Origin of the sequence: Aeromicrobium flavum (genome assembly GCF_007992115.1) — a bacterium.
GTDB classification, from domain to species: Bacteria; Actinomycetota; Actinomycetes; order Propionibacteriales; family Nocardioidaceae; genus Aeromicrobium; species Aeromicrobium flavum.
This window is the reverse complement of the sequence record NZ_BJZQ01000019.1, coordinates 1-20,544: the sequence shown is the minus strand read 5'-3', so window position 1 is coordinate 20,544 and position 20,544 is coordinate 1. Positions and strand designations below refer to the sequence as shown.

Below are 20,544 nucleotides of genomic sequence, written 5' to 3'. Positions count from 1 at the left end.
GCTTAGTCTGACATTCCTGCGTCATGCTGTCCACCATGACCACCGACTCGGCGAACGGTCGCGACCGATCCGCATCGACCCGTGAGCGCCTCCTCGACGCCGCCGTCGAGGCCTTCGCGACATCGGGGTTCGCCGGCACCACGACGCGCGACATCGCGTCCCGTGCGGGCATGAGCCCGGCGGCGGTCTACGTGCACCACGCGACGAAGGAGGACCTGCTGTTCGAGATCTCGCGCCGCGGGCACCTGTCCGCCGTCGAGATCATCCACCAGGCCTCCACCAGCACCGACGACCCCGTCGAGCGCGTCCGCGCGATGGTCGCCGAGTTCAGCCGCTGGCACGCCGTCAACAGCCGCGTCGGCCGCATCGTGCAGTACGAGTTCGATGCCCTGACCCCCGAGCACCGTGCCGAGATCGCCGAGTACCGCCGCGCGATCGAGGCCCTCATGCGCGAAGCCATCGAAGCCGGCGTGAAGGCCGACGTCATGAGCGTCGCCGACGCCAAGGGCACGGCGCTGGCGCTGCTCTCGCTCAGCATCGACCTCGTGCGCTGGTACCACCCGGGCGGCCCGACGACGCCCGACGAGATCGCCGCTCTGCACGGCGAGCTGGCCGTGCGCATGGTCGGCGCAGCCTGAGCCCCTCCCCCGGACACGACGACGGGGCCCGCGACACCCCGGGGGGATGGGTGTCGCGAGCCCCGTTCGACGGTGGCGCAGGTCAGGCCTGCAGGACCGCCTCGGCCGTGATCTGCAGCGTGATCTTGTCGCCGATCATGACCTTGTCGCCCTCGAGGGGGATGTTGAAGTCGATGCCGAAGTCCTTGCGGCTCAGCTGACCGGTGGCCTCGACGCCGACACGGGTGCCGCCCCACGGGTCCTTGCCCTCGCCGAGGAAGTCGACGGCCAGCTCGATCGGCTTCGTGACGTCCTTGATCGTCAGGTCGCCGGTGACGACGAAGTCGGTGTCGCCCTTGCGCACCACGCCGGTGGAGACGAACGTCATCGTCGGCGTGCTCTCGACGTTGAAGAAGTCGCCCGAGCGCAGGTGGTTGTCACGGTCGGCCGTGCCGGTGTTGATCGACGAGAGGTCGATGGTGGCCGTGGCGTGCGAGGCGGTGACGTCCTCGGACGTGACGATCGTGCCCTCGAACTTCTCGAACTTGCCGCGCACCTTGCTCATGATGTGGCGGACGGTGAAGCCGATCTCGGTGTGCGTGGGGTCCAGCTGCCAGGTGCCGGGGGTGATGTCGCTCATGGTGTCTCCTGAAGTGTGGGGTTGATCGTCCTGTTGATCGTTCAACAAGATCCACGCTAGCACATGGTTGAACTTTCAATCAAGTACTTGAACGGGTAAACTAGTCTCATGACCGATCTGACCATCGCCTCCGTCAACGAGACCCGCTGGCTCGACGAGACCCAGCAGCAGGCATGGCGCTCGTTCCTGGGCGGCACAACCGTGCTAATGGACCGCCTCGACCGCGACCTGCGCAGCGAGCACGGCCTGTCGATGTCGGAGTACGAGATCCTCGTACGGCTCTCCGAGGCGCCCGACCGCTCCATCCGCATGGCCGACCTCGCCGCGGCACTGTCGCACTCGCGCAGTCGCATCACCCACACGATCAGCCGGCTCGAGCGCGACGGCATCGTCCTGCGCACCCAGTGCGGCACCGACGGCCGCGGCGTCACCGCCGTCCTCACCGACCGGGGCTTCGAGCTGCTCGCCACCGCCGCCCACACGCACGTGCGCGGCGTGCGCGAGTACCTGATCGACCAGTGCTCCGCCGAGGACCTCGCCGCCACCCAGCGCGTCATGGACGCCATCCAGGCCGCGATCGGCGGCCGGACCTTTTAGGACGCGCTGAGTTGCACGTTCCGGCACCGCAACACGGTGTGTCGCGGGCGAAACGTGCAACTCAGCGAGGCGGGGACCTCAGTCGCGGGTGAGGCGGCGGTGCGTGACGCGGTGCGGGCGGGCCGCCTCCTCGCCGAGGCGCTCGACCTTGTTGGCCTCGTAGGACGCGAAGTTGCCCTCGAACCAGAACCAGTGGCCGGGCTCGTCCTCGGTGCCCTCCCACGCCAGGATGTGCGTGGCGATGCGGTCGAGGAACCAGCGATCGTGCGAGGTCACCACGGCGCAGCCGGGGAAGTCCAGCAGCGCGTCCTCGAGCGACGACAGGGTCTCGACGTCGAGGTCGTTGGTGGGCTCATCGAGCAGCAGCATGTTGCCGCCCTGCTTGAGGGTCAGCGCCAGGTTCAGGCGGTTGCGCTCACCACCGGAGAGCACGCCGGCCTTCTTCTGCTGGTCGGAGCCCTTGAAGCCGAACGACGCGACGTACGCGCGCGAGTTCATCTCGAAGTTGGCGACCTTGATGAAGTCCAGGCCCTCGGAGACGACCTCCCACACGTTCTTGTTCGGGTCGATGTTGGCGCGGTTCTGGTCGACGTAGCTGATCTTGACCGTCTTGCCGACCTCGAGGACGCCGGAGTCCGGCTCCTCGTTGCCCGTGATCATGCGGAAGAGGGTGGTCTTGCCGACGCCGTTGGGACCGACGACGCCCACGATGCCGGCGCGCGGCAGCGAGAACGTGATGTCGTCCCACAGGACGCGACCCTCGAACCCCTTGGTCAGGCCCTTCGCGTCGAGCACGACGTCGCCCAGGCGCGGGCCGGCCGGGATGTTGATGTCCGTGGTGTCGATCTTGCGGGCCTTCTCGGCCTCGGCGGCGAGCTCCTCGTAGCGGGCCAGACGCGACTTGCTCTTGGTCTGGCGGCCCTTCGCGTTGGAGCGGACCCACTCGAGCTCGCGCTCGAGCATCTTGGCGCGCTTGGCGTCCTTCTGGCCCTCGATCTTGAGGCGGTCCTTCTTCGTCTCGAGGTAGGTCGAGTAGTTGCCCTCGTAGCCGTGGATCTGGCCGCGGTCGACCTCGGCGATCCACTCGGCGACGTTGTCGAGGAAGTACCGGTCGTGGGTGACGGCCAGGACGGCGCCGGGGTAGCTCTTGAGGTGACCCTCGAGCCACTGCACGCTCTCGGCGTCCAGGTGGTTGGTGGGCTCGTCGAGCAGCAGCAGGTCGGGCTGCTGCAGCAGCAGCTTGCACAGCGCGACGCGGCGGCGCTCACCACCGGAGAGGGTGTCGACGATCGCGTCGGTGGGCGGGCAGCGGAGCGCGTCCATGGCCTGCTCGAGGCGGCTGTCGATGTCCCACGCGTTGGTGTTGTCGAGGTAGGTCTGCAGGTCGCCGGTCTCGGCCATCAGCGCGTCGTAGTCGGCGTCGGGCTCGCCCATCTCGGCGTACGCCTCCTCGAGGCGCTTCATCTTGCCCTTGATCTCGGAGACGGCCTCCTCGACGTTCTCGAGCACCGTCTTGCCCTCGGTCAGCGGGGGCTCCTGCTGGAGCATGCCCACCGAGGCGTCGGGGTCGCGCACGATGTCGCCGTTGTTGGAGTGCTCGAGACCCGCCATCAGCTTGAGCAGCGTGGACTTGCCCATGCCGTTGGGGCCCACGACGCCGATCTTCGCCCCGTGCAGGAACGAGAGGGAGACGTTGTCGAGGACGACCTTGTCGCCATGGGCCTTGCGGACGTTGCGCAGAGAGAGGACGTAGTCAGCCATGATGCCCACCAGCCTAGCGAGAGCACGGCAAGGGCGGCGAACCGCAGTGGCCCCCGCTCAGCGGGTGGCGTTGGCCAGGCCGTTGCGCCAACGCTCGTAGCGGTCGAGCTCGCTGCGCAGGCGCGCGACGACGATGCGCTCGGTCGTGCGGTTGATGGCCTCGGTGAGCTTCTTCTCGGCCTTGGCGCCCGCCCGGCGGGCCCCCACGGCGCCCAGCCAGCGCGAGCCGACCGTCAGCACGATCCCGAAGAGCAGGCCGAGGGCGATGAGCATGATCGGCAGGCTCAGGCCCAGCGGCCGGGGTGCGCCGGACCACGGGTCGGGGTCGACCAGGCCCGCGACCGAGGCGATCGCCCAGGCGACGCCGCCGATCACGGCCAGGAAGGTCAGCCACTGCAGGGCGCCGACGGCGGTCCACCACAGCGGACGGTGCTTGAGGCCCAGGTCGACGCCGGCCACGGACTCGTCGAGCTCGTCGATCACGGCACGGGCGCCGTCGCCGACGACCGCGTCGATCACGGAGGCGCGCCACGGCCGGGACATGCCCTCGGTGGCCGCCTCGGTGGCCTCCCGCAGGGCGAGGTCGGCCCGGGCGCGCTGCACCGTCGGGGAGATCGGCATCGTGCCGGCGACCGCGTCGCGCGCGGACCGACCGAAGCCGAGCTCGCGCAGCGGGTCGTGGCGCAGCCGTCCGATCCAGCCGATCAGCGGCCAGTCGGTGGCGACGACCGCGCGGCGCGCCATCGAGTCCTCAACGGCGTCGGCGATCTGCGGGACGCCGGCGCAGGCGACGAAGGTGTCGACGAGCCCGTCGCGGGTGGGGCGGTCGAGGCCCGGCACGGGCTCCACTCCCCCGACCGCGGCGAGCTGCAGGGCGACCTGGCGCACATCGGCGACCAGGCGCGCCTGGGACGCTCGCTTGGACGTGATCCGGCGGCCGATCTCGGCACGCAGCTCGGGCAGGCCCGCACCGGTGAGCGCACTCGTGGCGATGACCGGCACCCCGGCGAAGCCCTCGCGCTCGAGGATGTGCTCGAGGTCGTTCACGGCCATCTTGAGGTCGGTCTCGCTCAGCCGGTCGGCCTGGTTGAGGACGATGACGGACGAGTCCTTGTGCGTGGCCAGCGGGCGGAGGTAGCGCGCGTGGATCGCCGCGTCGGCGTACTTCTGCGGGTCGAGGACCCACACGAACAGGTCGGCGTACCGTGCGACGTGGTCGACGACCTCCTGGTTGGCCATCACGACCGAGTCGTGGTCGGGCAGGTCGAGCAGGACGAGGCCCTCGAACGCGTCATCCTTCGGGGCGTCGAGGATGCTGCGCCGCGAGATCTGGTCGCGCCGCGACACGCCGATCCAGTCGAGCAGCTCCGTCGCGCCCGCCGGGCCCCACGCGCAGGCCAACGGCTGCGACGTGGTGGGACGCAGGTAGCCGACCTCGGCCAGCTCGAGGCCGCTCAGCCGGTTGAACAGCGAGGACTTGCCCGATCCCGTGGACCCGGCCAGCACCACGACGGTGTGCTGCATCGAGTGGTCCAGCCGCTCGCGGGCGTGCGTGAAGGTCGCCTCCGCGGGGGCGACGAGCTCGGGGTCGATGACGTCGCCGGCGGCGTCGATCGCCGAGCGCAGTGCGGTGACCCGCTCGTCCAGGGCGCTCATCGGCTCCGCCTCCCTCGAGGTTTGTCGACGGCCGCGATCGCGGCCTCCAGCTGCCACTGCGAGGTCTCGAGCGCCACCGGGTCGGGCAGCAGGTCCAGGAAGCGGTCGGCCTCGGACTCCAACAGGTCCTCGAGGCGGCGCGAGAGGTCCTGTCCCGCCTGCTCGGCCAGCGCTCGCACGGCCTGGTCGCCGAAGACGGCGTTGAGCACGGCCTGGCCAGCCGCGGCGGTGCCACCGGCGATGCCCAGCTCGGCGCCGGTCAGGCCGGCGGTGCCGGCGAACACGACGACCATGAGCGTGACGCCAGCGGCGTTGACGCCCAAGGACAGCGCGCGTGCCTTGGTCTTCTTGTCGGCACCCTGCTCGGCGACGAGATCGAACACCGACTCGCGCCACTCGCGCGCGATGCGCTCGGCCCGCACGCGGACGTCGCGGGAGGCGCGGTCGAGTCCGCGCTGGCGGTCGAGCAGCGCCCGTCCGGCCTCGGAGCCGTCCCAGGCGCGGGCGACCTCCTCGGCGGCCCGCTCGGCCCGGTCGAGGATCATCAGGTGCAGGCCCGACAGCGCGGCCTCCTCGACCTCCTCGGGGCTGGTGGGCTTGCGCTTGAAGAGCCGGTCGCGCCACGAGCCCACGGTGCGCTCGAGCTTGCGGAAGATCTCGCCCGAGCCCACGAAGTCCTGCCAGCGGGCCAGCACCTCGCCGCGCAGCATGGTGCCGTCGGTCGCGGCGGTCATCAGGTCGCTGTGCGCGCCGAGGTAGACGGACTCGACGTCCTGCCGCAGCTGGGCCGCGGCGTCGACCTGGCGGGTGAGCGCGCCCTCGAGCTGCCGTGACGACTCGATGTCGTGCAGGATCGCGCCCTGCAGGGTCTTGAGGACGATCGCGCGCCGCTGCGCCTCGTCGTCGGCCAGCACGTGCAGCCAGGTGACGACCTGCTCGACGTCCGACGGGGGCAGGACGCCCTCGGAGTCGGGGGTGGACTCGGGCACGGAGAACAGGGCCACGTCCGACAGTCCGTGCTCGCTGAGCATGCGGGCCAGGTGGCGGCGCACCTCGACGAGGGCCTCGTCCGACGTGCGGTCGAGGACGACGGCGATCGAGGCATCGCGGTCGGCGGCACGGCGCAGGTAGTCCCACGGGACCTGGTCGGCGTAGCGCGCGGCCGACGTGACGAACAGCCACAGGTCGGCGGCCCCGAGGAGCTGCTCGGCCATCTCGCGGTTGGTCTCGTCGATGGAGTCGAAGTCGGGGGCGTCCAGGACGGCGATGCCCGGCCACAGCGTCGAGCAGGCGACCTGGCGGATCGTGTTGGCGCGACGGCTGTTGGACCCGGTGCGCGCGACCTCCGGCAGGATGCGGCCGGACCGGAACCACTCGGTGTCGGCGGGGTGGTGGACGAGCACCGGCGTGCGCGTGGTGGGACGGAGGACGCCCGTGGCCGTGACCCGGCGGCCCACGATCGAGTTGACCAAGGTGGACTTGCCGGCCCCCGTGGAGCCGCCCACGACGACCAGCAACGGGGCGCCGATGTTCTCCAACCGGGGCACGACGTAGTCGCCCAGCTGCTCGGAGACCTCGCGCTGGAGGGCCCGGTCCCGGTCGACTCCGGGTACCTCAAGCACCAAGGGCGTGGCGACGACGGCAGCGGCGAGACCCGACAGGCCCTGGAGCAAACCGTCCTCGACCACGGCCTCGCGCGGGGGAACAGCGGTCGGCTCAGTCATCTCAGATCTCTTCAATGGTAGTCGAGACGCGGGGACCGGACCCACCGAACGGCTGTGGTGGTGGTTACTGATGTGACAGAAGTGTCAGGAGGGGTTGAGCGGTCGCGCCTCGTCGACCAACATCACGGGGATGTCGCGGCGGACGGGATACGCCAGGGCGCAGCCGTTGCACACGAGCTCCTCGGCCTCGACGTCCACGAACAGGCCGGAGCGGCACTGGGGACAGACGAGGATCTCGACGAGCGCTGGATCGAGGTTCACGGGACCACCGTAGTCGAGTCGTTGCGGACCAGGCGCAGCACGGGCCCGCCGTCGTCCGCGGCCGGCTCGGTGATCGGGCGCCCGGCCTCGCGGACCGCCTCGGCGAGGGCGACCAGGTCGTCGTGCGTCGGCTCGGGCTCGTGGAACTCCGGGGCCAGGCGCACGACGCTCCACCCCTGCGGGGCGGACAGCCGCTCGGCATGGCGCGAGCACAGGTCGTAGGCGTGGGGCTCGGCGTAGGTGGCGAGAGGTCCGAGCACCGCGACCGAATCGGCGTACACGTACGTCAGCGTGGCCACCGCGGAGTTCGGGCAGCCTGCGCGCGAGCATCGACGTTGCAGTCCCACGAGGGCGAGGTTAGCCCGCCGGACCGCAGGACCGCAGTAGGCTCACCGGGTGGCCAGCGAACCCGGACCAGGTCCCGAGGTCCACGGCCCGCGTCCCGGCGCCGCGCGCGACCGGCGCGGGCGCGGACCGCGCGGCGTGCTGTCGCTGCCCGGCCCCCTGAGCCCCCGCGGCGCGCCCGTCCACCGCAACCCGCGCGAGGCGTTCGACGACCTCGTCTCCGACGTCCTGACCCGGCTCGACCGGCACTTCGACCGCGAGCCCGACCATGTCGAGGTCGCGATCGAGGAGGCGCCACTGCTGCCGCCGGGCTGGGACGAGCCCGTCCCCCGCAGCATCGTCAATCCCGCTCCCGGCGGCTACCGGATCGTGCTCTACCGGCTGCCGATCATCGGCCGGGCGCGGTCGGCCGGTGAGGTCGAGGACCTCGTCTGGGCCGTGCTGCTCACCCGCCTCGGCGAGGTCTGGCACCACGACCCCGAGGACCTCGACCCGCGGGGCTGAGCCGCCTCAGCGCACCGAGACGCCCGGCGCGATCACCGAGACCGGCGCCGGACGAACCGGGGTCGCGGCGACCCGGTCGCCGTCGACCTGCCAGAGACCGGCCCTGACCTCGGCGCCGTCCGCGGGCGTGATCACCAGGTAGGCGGGCCTGCCCCGCGCCGGGCCGACGGTGGTGGAGGCGCCCTCCTGGACGGCGACGCGCTGCGTGCCCAGCGACGTCATCGTGGCCGAGAACGCCTCGACCTCGACCTGGGCGGACGTGTCGCTGGTCAGCACGAGCCGCACGGCACGCCCCGCGAGTCGGACCGGAACGACGGCCGGGCCGGTGATCGCCGGCGACGGCACGACGCGCGCGACGTCGTCGTCGGTCTCGACCGATGCCGACGCGACCACGGGCAGGTCGGAGGTCACCGAGAGCGACGCCCGGTCGAGGTCGATCGCCTCGGGCAGGTCCACGACGCGTGTCGACTCGGGCTCGACCGACACGTTCTCGAGGCCCTGCGCCGCGAAGGAGCCCTCCGATCCCCGCACCGCTACGGTGACGTGCGCGGTGGAGGTGCCGGGGTTGGCGAGTGCGAGGCGGGTGGCGTCGCCCCGCGGGAGGCCAGCCAGCACCTGCGACCGCGCGGCGCCGGGCGCCGGCGACACGAGGTCGGCACCGCCCGGGCCCGCGTCGAGGGCCACCGCCGTCAGCGAGCCGCGACGCCGTGAGACGTGCGCCGCGACCGCCCCTTCGCCGGCGGCGACCTCGTCGACCGAGATCTCGCGGCGCTCACCGGCCTCGACGACCAGGCCCGAGGTGTCGAGGGACTGGATCGGGCCGTTGGCACCCCACCACGTCAGGTCGGCCACCGCGCGGTTCTCGCCCAGGTTGATCAGCGTGATCGTGGCGTCCTTGCGCCCGCGGTCGCCCAGGCCGACGAACCAGGCCTCGTCGACGACCGGCGGGCAGGAGCCGAGGATCGCTGAGCGGCCGCGGTCGCCGGCGACGTAGCCGACCGAGCCGGACCCCTCACCGGTCTGCTGGAGGACCAGGCCCTGGCCGCCGGGCTCGGCGGTGCGCCAGCGATCGGCCTGGGCCCACACGGGATCCGGGGCGGCCTCCGACGGGATCGGGCGCGCGACGGCCTCGGTGCCGGGCGCGACCTGGCCGGCGGCCACGGTCCAGCCGGACGCGACCGGGCACGCCCACACGCTCTGTCGGACGTCGACCCTGCTGCTGCCGCCGGCGACCACGGGCGGCTCGGGCTCGGGCACGAACCACACCGCCGCCACGAGCAGCACGGCGATCAGCGGCAGGACGAGTCGTACGGGGAATCGGCCGATCATGCGTCGTCCTCCTCGTCCGGCGACGGCCCGGAGGCCGGGTCGCGGCGCACGGGCAGCGCCGCGATGAGGGCGCCGATCCAGGCCAGCACCCAGAGCCCGGCGAGCCAGGGCCGGGATGTGCCGGCACGAGGCGCGGCGTCGGGCTCGACCTCCGACTGCACGGACCAGACCCGGGAGTCGGGCGAGTCGCTGCCCTTCTGCGCGAGGCCGGGAGCCGCGTCGAGGCGGCGGGCCAGGTCGAGGTCGACATCGGGTGCGTAGAGGTTGTCGACGCCGAGCCGCGCGAGCTGGTCGACGTCGTCACGGGTGGGCGTGGTCACGAGGGAGACGATCGTGTCGTGCAACCGCTCCTCGCGGTCGGCCGTCGTCCGCAGCGCCTCGGCACCGAGGTACGGGCCGGGACCGACGACGGCGTCCGCGACGATGCCGGCCTCGGAGTCGCCGGTGAGCACGACGGTGGTGCCGGGTCGGGCCGCCAGGAAGGCCGGGACGACCCGCGCGTCGCCCGACTCGAGGGGATCGTCGATGCCGCGCACGACGAGCCAGCCGCCGGCCAGGATCGGGAACGCGGCCAGCAGCGCGATCGCAGGACGGCGCCAGGCGCGATGGCGTCGGGTGCGCAGGACCGGCCACGCGAAGAGGACGGCCGTCAGCAGGCCGCCGAGCCACACTCCGGCTCCGAGTCCGGCCCAGGCCCGCACCTCGGGGGCGCCGGGGTACGGGACGAAGGTGGAGACGGACGCCAGGAGACCGGCGGCCAGTCCGACGAGCGCCACGATCCAGGCGCCCGTGACGGAGCGGCGCGTGGCCTCGGGGACGAGCGCCGCGACGGCCAGCACCATCAGCGGCAGCGCGACCCACCACGGGGCCGAGCCCATCCCGCCGCCGGTGCCGGTGACGACGTCCCACGCCGTGGCGCGCGCGTCGACCGGGTTGCCGGCCTCCCACCAGATCCGGCCGGAGAGCACCCGGTCGACCAGCCACGGGCCCAGCAGCACGGTGCCCACGACGGCACTGAGCGCGAGGTGGCGGGCGGCCGGCCGGACGAGCAGGGCGCAGACGACCAGCGCGATCATGCCCAGGACCCAGGCCACCGGCGCGAACGCGGCCACGAGCGCGATCCACAGGCCGACGAGCGCGGCACGCGTCCAGGTGGGCTCGAGCACCAGGCGCAGCAGCACGTTGGCGAACAGCGGCGCGACGACGAGGGTCACGACGGTGCCCAGGTGTCCGCCGGCGACGGCGCCGGTGACGGCCACCATGAGGCCGTACGAGACCGCCCACACCATGCGGGCGCCCCGGTCGTCGCTGACCAGCCGCCCGAAGCGGTGGGCGGTGAGCGCCGCGAACGGCACGGCCAGGACGGTGAGGATCCAGGCGATCAGGCCGGGGGCGAACCAGGCGACGAGGCCCACCAGCGCGAGGGGCACGACGTACGCCGGGGCGCCGTCGGCGCTGCCGAGCCCGACGGCGTGCGAGCGCTCGAACAGCAGGCCCCACCAGTCGCTCACCGAACCCGGCGACGCCGGCAGGACGGGGCTGAAGAGGTGCCCCGCGGCCACCGACCGCGCGGCGACGACCGACACGAGCAGGAGCACGATGACCCACGTGAGCCACGGTCGACGGCGCCACCACGGCGGCAGGTCGACGACGACGGGATCCTCCTCGTCGTCGTCGGCCACGCCGATCGTGCGCAGGCCGATCGACTCGACCGACTCGGGCCGGACGACCGCCTGCATCGTGGTGGCGGCGACGTCGAGCCCGTGCTGGTACGGCATCCAGAACGGAGCGAACACGTCGGCCAGCTCGCGGTTGCTGCGCTTCACCATGGGCTTGCGGCGGCGGCGTGCGGCGATCATCGGGCCCGGGTTGGCGAACACGGTGACCATCGCCATGATCTCGCCGCGGGCCGACCGCAGGTCCTTGCCGATGAGGAAGCCGACGAAGCGCACGAGCGACCCCAGGAACAGCCGGATCGTCGTGAACGGGAACGCCAGCGGGTCGCTGTTGGCCAGCATCGTGTGGAGGGCAGCCGCGCGGCGCTCGCCCGCGTGCTCGCGGACGCCCTTGCGCCGGACGCGGCGCCGGTTGCCGCTGGCCTCGGCGTGGAAGACGACCGAGCGCGGGGCGGTGCGGACGCGGTAGCCGGCACGGTTGGCGCGCCAACCGAGGTCGATGTCGTCGAAGAACAGCGGCAGCCGCGGGTCGGTGCCGCCGAGCCGCTCCCACACGTCGCGGCGCACGAGCATGCCGGCCGAGCCGACGGCGAGGACGTCACGCGGGCGGTCGTGCTGGCCGGCGTCGGGCTCGCCCGACTCCAGCATCGTCTCGCGCTGACCGGTGCCGGTCACGGTGAGACCGACCTCGAGGAGGCGGCGCAGCGACGGCCATTCGCGCACCTTCGGGCCCACGATGCCGATGTCGGGATCTGCGGTGGCCTCGTCGAGCAGGCCGGACAGCGCGTCAGGGTCGCAGATCTGGTCGTCGTGCAGCATCCAGATCCAGTCGTACGCCTCGGTCTCGGACTCGACGGCGGCGGCGACCTGGGCGCCGAACCCACCTCGGGGCTTCGCCTTGACGACCCGCGAGGCGCCGGCGTGGGCGAGCAGCAGGTCGCGGGTGGCCGGGTCGCTGTCGTCGTGGACGAGGACCAGGTGGTCGGGACGGTGGTTCAGGCGGTCGAGCGACGCGAGCGTCTGGGAGAGCCAGCGCGATCCGCGGTGGGCGACCAGGACGGCCAGGACGGTCGGGGGGCGGGAACGCCAGGCGGGGACGGGAGCGTCCTCGGGTGCGTCGGCGTGCATGGTCGCCACCTTAGGCGGTGGCGTCGAGCCGCCGGGGTCAGCAGCGTGCGCGATCAGGCGCGCTTCTTGAGCTTGCGACGCTCACGCTCGGACAGTCCACCCCAGATGCCGAAGCGCTCGTCGTGGGCGAGGGCATACTCGAGGCACTCTCCCTTGACGTCGCAGCTCAGGCACACGCGCTTCGCCTCGCGCGTGGAGCCGCCCTTCTCAGGGAAGAACGACTCGGGGTCGGTCTGAGCGCACAGCGCGCGCTCCTGCCACATGAGCTCGGGGTCGTCGCCCTCGATCCAACCGACTAATGACATGTCTGTAATTACAGACGTCTCTCTGCCAAACGTCAAGCCGAATAGCAAATGTCAGGGATTCTTCGGCGTGTCGCGCCTCGGCGGCGCGCGCTAGCGTGCAACTCGTGACCCCCACCCTCGCCACCGTCCTGACGCCCACCCCCACCCCGGTCGTGACCTACTACGACGTCTCGACCGGCGAGCGGGTCGAGCTCAGCGGCGTGACGCTGGCGAACTGGGTGGCCAAGGTGGCCAACCTGCTCGTGGACGAGCTCGACGCCGAGCGCGGCACGCGGATCCGGATCGGGCTGCCGAGTCACTGGCTGCGCACCGTCTGGCTGCTCGGGGCATGGCGCATCGGCGCCGTCGTCACCGACCACGACGCACAGATCGGCCTGTCGGGTCCTGAGCTCGAGGCGGACGAGCCCGTGCGCCTGGCCGCGTCGTTGCGCCCCCTCGGCGGGCGCTTCCCCACCGAGCCGGCCGGCTTCCTCGACACCGCGATCCATGTCCCCTCGAGTCCCGACGTGTTCGTCGACCTCGACCCGCCGACCCCGGACGACGTCGCACTGGACCTCGACGGCCGCACGACCACGCACGCCGGGCTGCTCGCCGCCGCGCCGCTGACGGACCGCGTCGTGCGTGAGCCGCAATCGCTCGCGCACGATGCGGCCGACCTCGTGGCGGCCCTCGCGGGAGGGGGCTCCCTCGTCATCGTGGCCGGTGCGGAGCCTGCCGACCTCGACCGCATCGCCCAGCAGGAACATGCCCGGCTCGACGACCGGAGACGTTGAGTCGATCGCCATGGGGGGTGCCCTAGACTCGTCGGGGCATCCGGGCAGCCGACGGATGCGCCGGAAATTTCACGACAGGAACCGCGCATGTCCTCAGAGGTCGACGACCCGCAGGCCTACGGCCTGCACCGGGTAGGCGGCCGACCCCCGCTGCTGAAGTACCTGCGGGGCGTCGCGCAACGCAGGGACTTCATCGTCTCGCTGGCGAAGTTCCGCATCGAGGCCGAGAACCAGCGCCATCGCCTCGGCATGCTGTGGATCGTCCTCAAGCCGATCCTCGAGGCCGCCGTGTTCGGCCTCGTCTTCGGCACGTTGATGCGGAGCACGCGGGGCGTCCCCGACTTCATCGTCTTCCTGATCATCGGCGTGTTCGTCTTCGAGTTCTTCTCGTCGAGCTTCGGCGCCGGCTCCAAGGCCATCACGAACAACCAGGCGCTCGTGCAGAGCCTCTCGTTCCCCCGGATGTCGCTGCCGATCTCGGTGGTCACCCAGAAGTTCATGCAGCTGGTCCCCACCATCGTGCTGCTGATGGTCTTCCTGCTGGCCCTGGGTCACAAGGCGTCGCTGAACTGGTTCCTGATGGTTCCCCTGCTGATCCTGTACTACATGTTCTGCCTGGGTCTGGCGTTCATCACGGCACGCCTGACCGTGCACCTGCCCGACCTGTCGAACCTGCTGCCGTTCGCCTCGCGCTTCCTCTTCTACACCAGCGGGATCTTCTTCAGCGTCGACGTGCGCTTCGCCGACACGCCGCTGCTGCTGAAGTACGTCGAGTACCAGCCGCTCTACGCCTTCCTGAGCCTGGCGCGCGAGTTGCTGCTCGACAGTGATCCGCTGTACGACGTGCGGACGCAGTTCTGGCCGATCCTGGTGTGCTGGTCGATCGGACTGCTGATCGTCGGAACCATCTTCTTCTGGGCTGCCGAGGAGCGTTATGGTCGTGTCGACTGAGGGCACCGGGAAGCGGGCGCGGCCGGACAGCCGCCTGCCCGTCGTCATCGTGGACGACCTCCATGTCGAGTACAAGGTGTACGCCACGGGCAAGCGCGCCACCGAGGCCGACCGCGGCGGGCTGCTGCGACGCGCCAAGCGCACCCGCACGGTGCACGCACTCAAGGGCGTCTCGTTCACGGCCTACGAGAACGACAGCATCGGCGTGATCGGCTCGAACGGTTCGGGCAAGTCCACGCTGATGCGCGCGATCACCGGACTGACCCCGTCGTCCAGCGGCGCCGTCTACGCCGTGTCCCGGCCCAGCATGCTGGGTGTCGGTGCGGCTCTAATCAAGACCCTCTCGGGTCAGCGCAACGTGATCCTGGGCGGCCTGGCGATGGGCCTGTCCAAGCGCGAGGTCGAGGAGCGCTACGACGAGATCGTCGACTTCGCCGGCATCCGCCCGTTCATCGACCTGCCGATGCGCACGTACTCCTCCGGCATGACCGCGCGCCTGAAGTTCGCGATCGCCACCGTCCGCAAGCACGAGATCCTCATCGTCGACGAGGCTCTCGCGGTGGGCGACCGCAAGTTCCGCAAGCGCAGCGAGCAGCGCATCCGCGAGATCCGCGACAACGCCGGCACCGTGTTCCTGGTCAGCCACTCGATGCAGTCGATCCGCGACACGTGCAACCGCGTCATCTGGATCGAGAAGGGCGAGCTGATGATGGACGGCGATCCCGACGAGGTCATCAGCGCCTACGAAGCCACCCGCTGACCCAGCCCGCGCCACCGTCCCGCGAGTGGCGCTCTGCAGGTCAGCAGCTGGCGGCGAGGTCGTCGGTGTTGTTGGCGGCCCCGGGCGACTCCGTGGTGGGCGTCGCCGTGGGCGCCTCCGTCGTGGGGGCGGCCGAGGTGGGCGTCGGCGACGTCGCACCGCGCTGCTGCTGGCGCTCGCTCCTGGCCACCAGCTTCGCGACGTCGGCGCGGATCTGCTCGAAGTCCGGCGTCACCGTGGAGTACTTCGGCGGCACGACCGACAGGGTGGCGATCTTGCGGTCCTTGGCCTTGAGCGCCAGGTCGCCGAAGGCACCCAGCTCGGAGGCCGGGATGTCGGTGCTGAGCATCTCGGCCGAGCTCTTGGCGAGCTTGCCGGCGTTGAGCACGACCTGCTCGGGGCTCAACTGCTCGAGCATCGACTGCATGAGGCACTTCTGGCGGCCCATGCGCGTGTAGTCGTCGGACTGGACCCGGCTGCGCCCGTACCAGAGGGCGTCGTCGCCGTTGAGCTTCTGGCGTCCCGGCTGGATGTAGACCTGCTTCCAGGCGTCGTCCTTGCCGAACTTGGCGATCGGCTCCTTGATGTCCATCGTGATGCCGCCGACCGCGTCGACCAGGCTCTTGAAGCCGTTCATGTTGACCAGGACGTAGTAGTTGACCTTGAGCCCGGTGACGCCCTCGATGGCGTCGAGCGTGGCGTCCAGGCCCGGGTCCTTGCTGCCGGGGTACAGGTCGGTGCGGTTGGCGGCGGCCGTGTGCACGGCGTTGAGCAGGCACTCGGACCCGCAGTTGAAGCCGTACGGGTACACCGCGCGCATCGGCGAGTCCTCGGGGAACGGCACGTTCTGCAGGTTGCGCGGCAGCGAGACCATGAGGGGGACTCCGGTCTCGGCGTCGATGCTGACGAGGTTGACCGAGTCGGGCCGCAGGCCGAAGCGGTCGGAGCCGGAGTCGGCGCCCAGCAGCAGGATGTTGTAGCGGCCCTTGAGCGGCGACTTCACCTCGGTCTCGCTGAAGACCTGCTCGACGACGTCCTTCGACGCCGTCACCGTGTTCCAGCCGAGGTAGGTCGTGGAGGTCACCAGCGCCACGATCGTGACGTTGACGACCGAGATCAGGCCCAGCCTCCACCAGTCGAGGCTGCGCACGAGCGCCAGGCGCCAGGCGTCGACGAACAGCAGCATCCACAACACCGTGACGACGAGTCCGGTGATGCGGGCGACCTGCAGCACCTCAGGATCGGTCAGCCAGTCGATGACCTGCGCGCGGTCGGGGCGGAAGCGGAACCACATGACCAGGACGGCCGTGATCGTCGCGACCCAGGCGACCATGACGGCGGCGCCGAGGCGGCGCGCACCGGCGAGGAACTGGGCGATGCCCGGCCACACGACTGTGCCCAGGATCAGGACGAGGGCGCGGCCCAGTCCACCCTTCTGGGCGACCCGGGTCGGTCGTGCCCCGAGAGCGCTCAACGCACGACTCCCCTCGACTGCGAATGACGGTCCATTAAACCCCGGCGTCCCTGACGAATGACACCACGGGGGCGCGTCAGCAGGTCTCGTTCAGGTCGGCGCTGCGGTTGGCCTTGCGCGGGTCCTTCTTCTGGGTCTCGCCGCCGGCCTCGATGAGCGGGAGCTTCGCCGTGACGAGCGCCGCCTTCTGCAGTTCGGCGTTGCGCTGCGACGAGCCGACCGCGTCGGACACCAGGCGGCGGACCTTGTCGTAGTCGGGGTTGCCGGTGTAGATCACCGGCGGCACCAGCGAGACCGAGGAGATCGGCTGGGACTTGGTCTTGAGGGCCAGGTCCATGAACACGTTGAGGTCCTGGCGCGGGATGCTCGTGTGCAGCATCGCCGAGCTGGAGTTGGCGATGTCCTGCATGTTCATCAGGACCTTCTGCGGGTTGAGCTGGCGCACCATCGCGTTCATCACGCACTTCTGGCGGCCCATGCGCGACCAGTCGTCGTTCTCGACGCGCGACCGCGCGTACCAGAGCGCCTTGTCGCCGGAGAGCTGCTGCTCGCCGGCCTCGATGTAGCCGCGGATCGGCGAGCCGATGCCGCCGATCGCGGTGCGCTCGCGCACGTTGATCTCGACGCCGCCGACGGCGTCGATGAGCCGGGAGAAGCCCTTCATGTTCACGAGCGCGTAGTAGTTCAGCTTGAGGCCGGTGATCTCCTCGACGGCGCCCATGGTGGCGTCGATGCCCGGCTCCTTCGTCGTGAAGAGGTCGGCGTGGTCGTTGGCCCACGTGTTGACGGCGTTCAGGTAGCAGCCGTCGCAGTCGAACCCGTTCGGGAACTGCTTGCGCAGCGGCGAGCCCTTCGGGAAGGGCACGTTCTCGAGGTTGCGGGGCAGGCCGATCAGGACGGCCTTCCCGGTGTCGGCGTCGATGCTGGCGACGTTGATCGAGTCGGGCCGCATGCCCGAGCGGTCCTGGCCGGAGTCGGTGCCCATCAACAGGACGTTGTAACGGCCGTCGTGCGGCTTCGACACCGTCGTGGAGGCGAAGACCGTGTCGGTGAAGCCGTTCATCACCGACACCGTGTGGGCCGCGAAGAACAGGACGGCCGCGGTGCCGACGACGAGCGCGCCGTGCAGGACCGTGGAGATCGCCAGGTGCGGTCGGGCCAGCTCGCGCGGGCGGCCGAGCCGCCAGGCGTCGACGATGAGTGAGATCCAGCCCAACGCCAGGGCGACCAGGACCCAGCGGCCGAGGGTGAGCAAGGTGGCGTTGGTGGCCAGCCCGAAGACGAACTGGCGGTCCATGAGGGCGAACAGCACGAACACCGCGGCGAGGGCCAGCACGGTGAGCCAGACCCGGATCGCGATCCGGCCGACGCGCCTGTTGCCCTGGACCAGCTGCGCCGAGCCCGGCATCACGAGGGTCATGGCGGCGAGCGTGAGGGCGCGCCGGAACTGGATCCGGGCGGTCGCGCTGGTCGGGTCGGCGTAGGTGCCGCCGAGAGCGCTCGGGCGGTCGTTGAGCATCGATGTCCTCACGGTGGGGAAGGGTCCGTAGGTTTCCTCAGTATCGAGCGCGATCACCGGATCGAGCGGATGACGCGCCGAGGGCCGGGCGTGGGAATCACGCGACGGACGTACGCGGTACCTTCACCACATGTCCCCCTCAGGTCCCAAGGACGGCGACGGATACGACTGGTTGTACGAGGACGAGTCCGGTCGTCACCAGCCGCGCCCCGCCGCGTCGGGCTCCGCCGTGCCGCCGCCGAACCTCCCTCCGCCGGGGTCGAAGGCCGGGCGCCCGAAGCGCTCCGACGAGCCCCGGCAGCGCAAGCCGCGGGGCAAGTGGCGCCTGTTGTGGCTGCTGCTCGTGCTGTGGATCGCCTTCCTGGTCATCGTGCCGCTCGTGGCGTGGTCGAAGATCACCAAGGTCGACGCCACTCCCGGGGGCGACCGCCCCGAGGACGGAGCCACGACCTGGCTGCTCGTGGGCACCGACAAGCGCCCGAAGGACCGCTCGCGCGGCCGCACCGACACGATCCTGCTGCTGACGTACGGCGGCGGGGGCCCGTCCGTGCTGACCTCCATCCCCCGCGACTCGCTGGTCGACATCCCCGGCCACGGCCGCACGAAGGTCAACGCGGCCTACGCGTTCGGCGGCCCGCCGCTGCTGGTCGAGACGCTCGAGGGCGAGACCGGCGTGCACATCGACGGCTACTCCGAGATCGGCTTCGTCGGCCTGCGCGACGTCGTGGACGCGCTCGGCGGCATCGAGATCTGCCCCGAGCAGGACATCAAGGACAAGGACGCCCGCCTGAACATCAAGGAGGGCTGCCAGGAGGTGAACGGGAAGACGGCGCTGGCGTACTCCCGGTCGCGCAAGGCGTTCGCGAACGGCGACATCGCCCGCGGTCAGCACCAGCGCGAGGTCATCGGCGCGATCGGCGAGGCGGCGCTCTCCCCCGCCACCGTGCTCAACCCCTTCACGTTCAGCAAGGTCGCGACCACCACGGCCGAGTCCCTCGCGGTCGGCGACGACGTGAGCCTGCCCTCGTTCGTGCGCTTCGCGTGGAAGCTCGGCAAGGCGGTCGGCGGCGACGGCCGCAGCTGCACCGTCCCGATCGCCGACCTCTCGGTGCAGTGGGACCGCGAGCGCGCCGTGAAGTACTTCGGTCACCTCAAGGCCGGCACGACCGACCAGCTCGGCGACCTGTGCACCGAGGACGGCATGCGCGACTGAGCGCCGGCCCGGCCACCCCGGTCAGCCGGCGAACACCGTCTCGGTGAACGTCGTGACCTGCTTGGTCGAGCGGTCGAGCACGTTGGTGTGCTCGGCGCCGCGGTACTTCGTGTAGGTCATGTCCAGGCCCCGGCCGCGATAGGCCTTGGCGAGCGCGTTCGTCAGCACCATCGGCACCGTGGTGTCCTTCGTGCCCTGCACGATCAGGATCGGTCCACGGATGTCGGGGAAGCTCGGGTCGTTGGCGTCGAGCTTGCCCCGGACGAGGTCGGGATCGGCGCCCTTCGCCGCGAACGCCGTCATCGGCGCCAGGCCGAACCCGTTGCTGCCGAACAGGTCGAGCAGGCAGTCCTCGCTCACGCGGGGGTACAGCTTCATCCCTCGCGGGTTGAGCAGCTTCGCGACCGGGATCTGGTCGGGGTAAGCCACCTCGAGCCCGCGCAGGATCATCGCGACGAAGGCCGCCGGCACGTCCGCGTCGCCCGTCAGCCCGGCCTCCGCGGCGAGGGACAGGTGCGACGGGGGCGCATAGGCGAGGGTGCCCACGACGTCGAGCTCGCGCGCGTAGCGCGGGGCCAGGGAGCTGGCCCACAGGGCGGCGTGACCACCCTGGGAGTGGCCCGCCACCAGCACGCGCTCGCTGACATCGGCGTCGAGCTGGCGGGCGGCCAGCACGATGTCGAGCACGGCCCGGCCCTGCGAGGCACCGATCAGGTAGGGGTGCTCGCCCGGCGTGCCGAGGCCCTCGTAGTCGGTGCCGACGACGGCGTGCCCGGAGTCGAGCCAGCGCTGCAGCCGGGTCGTGGTGGTGCTGACCGACCCCGGCAGCGCGACGGCGGCCTCGGACCGCGTGGGCGCGCAGCTGTCGGCCATGCCGGTCGTGCCGTGCGCCCACGTGATGACAGGCCAGCCGCCCTTCGGCGCCGGCCCCTCGGGCACGGCCACGAACCCCGAGGTGGCGACGATGTCGCCGCCCACGCCCTGCTGGGCGTACAGGACGAGGTCCACGTCGGCCTTCTGCAGGCCCAGGCCGCCGTCGAGCTTGCGCGACCAGATGACGTCGCCGTGGTCGTAGTCGGCCAGGTCGGCCGGCGGGCGGTAGAAGGCGGAGCCGACGGGCCCCTTCGTGCGCTTCGCCTCCTCCTCGCCGGAGCACGCCGCCACGGTCAGGAGCATCACGGTGCTCAGGGTCACGGCGGCCAGTCGTCGAATCACGCCGTCATGCTACGCGTGGACCCCGCGTTCGACCGGGCGTCCGCGCAGAAGACGCACCGCCGGCGGGTCGGCGCCGAATCTCGGCACCGACCCGCC

The 20,544-nt window shown here is 71.2% G+C and carries 19 protein-coding genes; 7 read left to right on the top strand and 12 right to left on the bottom strand.

The annotated features are described in order from the left end of the window. The first annotated feature begins 35 nt into the window (after positions 1-35). Positions 36-638, top strand: coding sequence for a TetR-type transcription factor C-terminal domain-containing protein (locus tag AFL01nite_RS13900; RefSeq protein WP_146828394.1), 603 nt, complete (start codon positions 36-38; stop codon positions 636-638). A gap of 82 nt (positions 639-720) precedes the next feature. Here AFL01nite_RS13900 and AFL01nite_RS13895 read toward each other — a convergent pair whose 3' ends face one another. Further along, positions 721-1,257, bottom strand: a complete 537-nt coding sequence (locus AFL01nite_RS13895) for a YceI family protein (RefSeq protein WP_146828392.1) — start codon at positions 1,255-1,257, stop codon at positions 721-723. Positions 1,258-1,365: 108 nt separating this feature from the next. Here AFL01nite_RS13895 and AFL01nite_RS13890 point away from each other — a divergent pair, with 108 nt between their 5' ends. Next, a complete protein-coding gene (locus AFL01nite_RS13890) occupies positions 1,366-1,854 on the top strand; it encodes a MarR family winged helix-turn-helix transcriptional regulator (RefSeq protein WP_146828390.1) in 489 nt (162 codons plus the stop codon). A gap of 78 nt (positions 1,855-1,932) precedes the next feature. On the opposite strand, the gene ettA is transcribed toward AFL01nite_RS13890, so the two are convergent. The 5 genes from ettA to AFL01nite_RS13865 form a co-directional block, all read right to left on the bottom strand. After that, positions 1,933-3,615 (bottom strand): energy-dependent translational throttle protein EttA, encoded by a 1,683-nt coding sequence (gene ettA / locus AFL01nite_RS13885; protein ID WP_146828388.1) that lies wholly within the window; start codon positions 3,613-3,615, stop codon positions 1,933-1,935. Positions 3,616-3,672: 57 nt separating this feature from the next. Then, entirely contained in the window at positions 3,673-5,271 is a 1,599-nt protein-coding gene (locus AFL01nite_RS13880) for a GTPase (RefSeq protein WP_146828386.1), read from the bottom strand. Next, complete coding sequence (locus tag AFL01nite_RS13875) at positions 5,268-6,995, bottom strand: dynamin family protein (protein ID WP_146828384.1); 1,728 nt, start codon at positions 6,993-6,995, stop codon at positions 5,268-5,270. Before AFL01nite_RS13875 ends, AFL01nite_RS13880 begins: the two co-directional genes overlap by 4 nt. Positions 6,996-7,079: 84 nt before the next feature. Beyond that, positions 7,080-7,256: a Trm112 family protein gene (locus AFL01nite_RS13870; protein ID WP_146828382.1), complete on the bottom strand. Its 177-nt coding sequence runs from the start codon at positions 7,254-7,256 to the stop codon at positions 7,080-7,082. Further along, entirely contained in the window at positions 7,253-7,603 is a 351-nt protein-coding gene (locus AFL01nite_RS13865; RefSeq protein WP_146828380.1) for a DUF3499 domain-containing protein, read from the bottom strand. Before AFL01nite_RS13865 ends, AFL01nite_RS13870 begins: the two co-directional genes overlap by 4 nt. Before the next feature lie 49 nt (positions 7,604-7,652). On the opposite strand from AFL01nite_RS13865, the gene AFL01nite_RS13860 reads away from it, so the two are divergent. Continuing rightward, on the top strand, positions 7,653-8,105 hold the full coding sequence (locus AFL01nite_RS13860) for a metallopeptidase family protein (RefSeq protein ID WP_146828378.1): 453 nt from the start codon (positions 7,653-7,655) through the stop codon (positions 8,103-8,105). Positions 8,106-8,111: 6 nt separating this feature from the next. Here the strand turns inward: AFL01nite_RS13860 and AFL01nite_RS13855 are convergent, their stop codons facing one another. Genes AFL01nite_RS13855 through AFL01nite_RS13845 form a run of 3 tightly spaced genes read right to left on the bottom strand, consistent with a single transcriptional unit; the run spans position 8,112 to position 12,543 of the window. After that, the gene (locus AFL01nite_RS13855) at positions 8,112-9,434 is read right to left on the bottom strand and encodes a DUF5719 family protein (protein ID WP_146828376.1); all 1,323 of its coding nucleotides are present in this window, start codon (positions 9,432-9,434) and stop codon (positions 8,112-8,114) included. Further along, a complete protein-coding gene (locus tag AFL01nite_RS13850) occupies positions 9,431-12,238 on the bottom strand; it encodes a glycosyltransferase (protein WP_146828374.1) in 2,808 nt (935 codons plus the stop codon). Before AFL01nite_RS13850 ends, AFL01nite_RS13855 begins: the two co-directional genes overlap by 4 nt. A 53-nt stretch (positions 12,239-12,291) precedes the next feature. After that, entirely contained in the window at positions 12,292-12,543 is a 252-nt protein-coding gene (locus AFL01nite_RS13845) for a WhiB family transcriptional regulator (RefSeq protein WP_146828372.1), read from the bottom strand. A 104-nt stretch (positions 12,544-12,647) separates the two neighbouring features. On the opposite strand from AFL01nite_RS13845, the gene AFL01nite_RS13840 reads away from it, so the two are divergent. From AFL01nite_RS13840 to AFL01nite_RS13830, 3 genes are all read left to right on the top strand, one after another. Beyond that, positions 12,648-13,316 carry a TIGR03089 family protein gene (locus AFL01nite_RS13840; RefSeq protein WP_186813959.1) on the top strand — a complete coding sequence of 223 codons (669 nt, stop codon included), beginning with the start codon at positions 12,648-12,650 and terminating at the stop codon, positions 13,314-13,316. A gap of 87 nt (positions 13,317-13,403) precedes the next feature. Continuing rightward, on the top strand, positions 13,404-14,267 hold the full coding sequence (locus AFL01nite_RS13835; protein WP_146828368.1) for an ABC transporter permease: 864 nt from the start codon (positions 13,404-13,406) through the stop codon (positions 14,265-14,267). Next, positions 14,251-15,027: an ABC transporter ATP-binding protein gene (locus AFL01nite_RS13830; RefSeq protein WP_146828366.1), complete on the top strand. Its 777-nt coding sequence runs from the start codon at positions 14,251-14,253 to the stop codon at positions 15,025-15,027. Before AFL01nite_RS13835 ends, AFL01nite_RS13830 begins: the two co-directional genes overlap by 17 nt. Positions 15,028-15,067: 40 nt before the next feature. Here the strand turns inward: AFL01nite_RS13830 and AFL01nite_RS13825 are convergent, their stop codons facing one another. Further along, positions 15,068-16,501 (bottom strand): LCP family protein, encoded by a 1,434-nt coding sequence (locus tag AFL01nite_RS13825; RefSeq protein WP_146828364.1) that lies wholly within the window; start codon positions 16,499-16,501, stop codon positions 15,068-15,070. A gap of 76 nt (positions 16,502-16,577) precedes the next feature. Next, positions 16,578-18,020, bottom strand: a complete 1,443-nt coding sequence (locus tag AFL01nite_RS13820; RefSeq protein WP_146828362.1) for an LCP family protein — start codon at positions 18,018-18,020, stop codon at positions 16,578-16,580. Positions 18,021-18,150: 130 nt separating this feature from the next. Between AFL01nite_RS13820 and AFL01nite_RS13815 the strand changes: the two genes are divergently transcribed. Further along, entirely contained in the window at positions 18,151-19,233 is a 1,083-nt protein-coding gene (locus AFL01nite_RS13815; RefSeq protein ID WP_146828360.1) for an LCP family protein, read from the top strand. Between the two features lie 21 nt (positions 19,234-19,254). On the opposite strand, the gene AFL01nite_RS13810 is transcribed toward AFL01nite_RS13815, so the two are convergent. Beyond that, complete coding sequence (locus tag AFL01nite_RS13810; RefSeq protein ID WP_146828358.1) at positions 19,255-20,448, bottom strand: alpha/beta fold hydrolase; 1,194 nt, start codon at positions 20,446-20,448, stop codon at positions 19,255-19,257. Positions 20,449-20,544 lie beyond the last annotated feature (96 nt).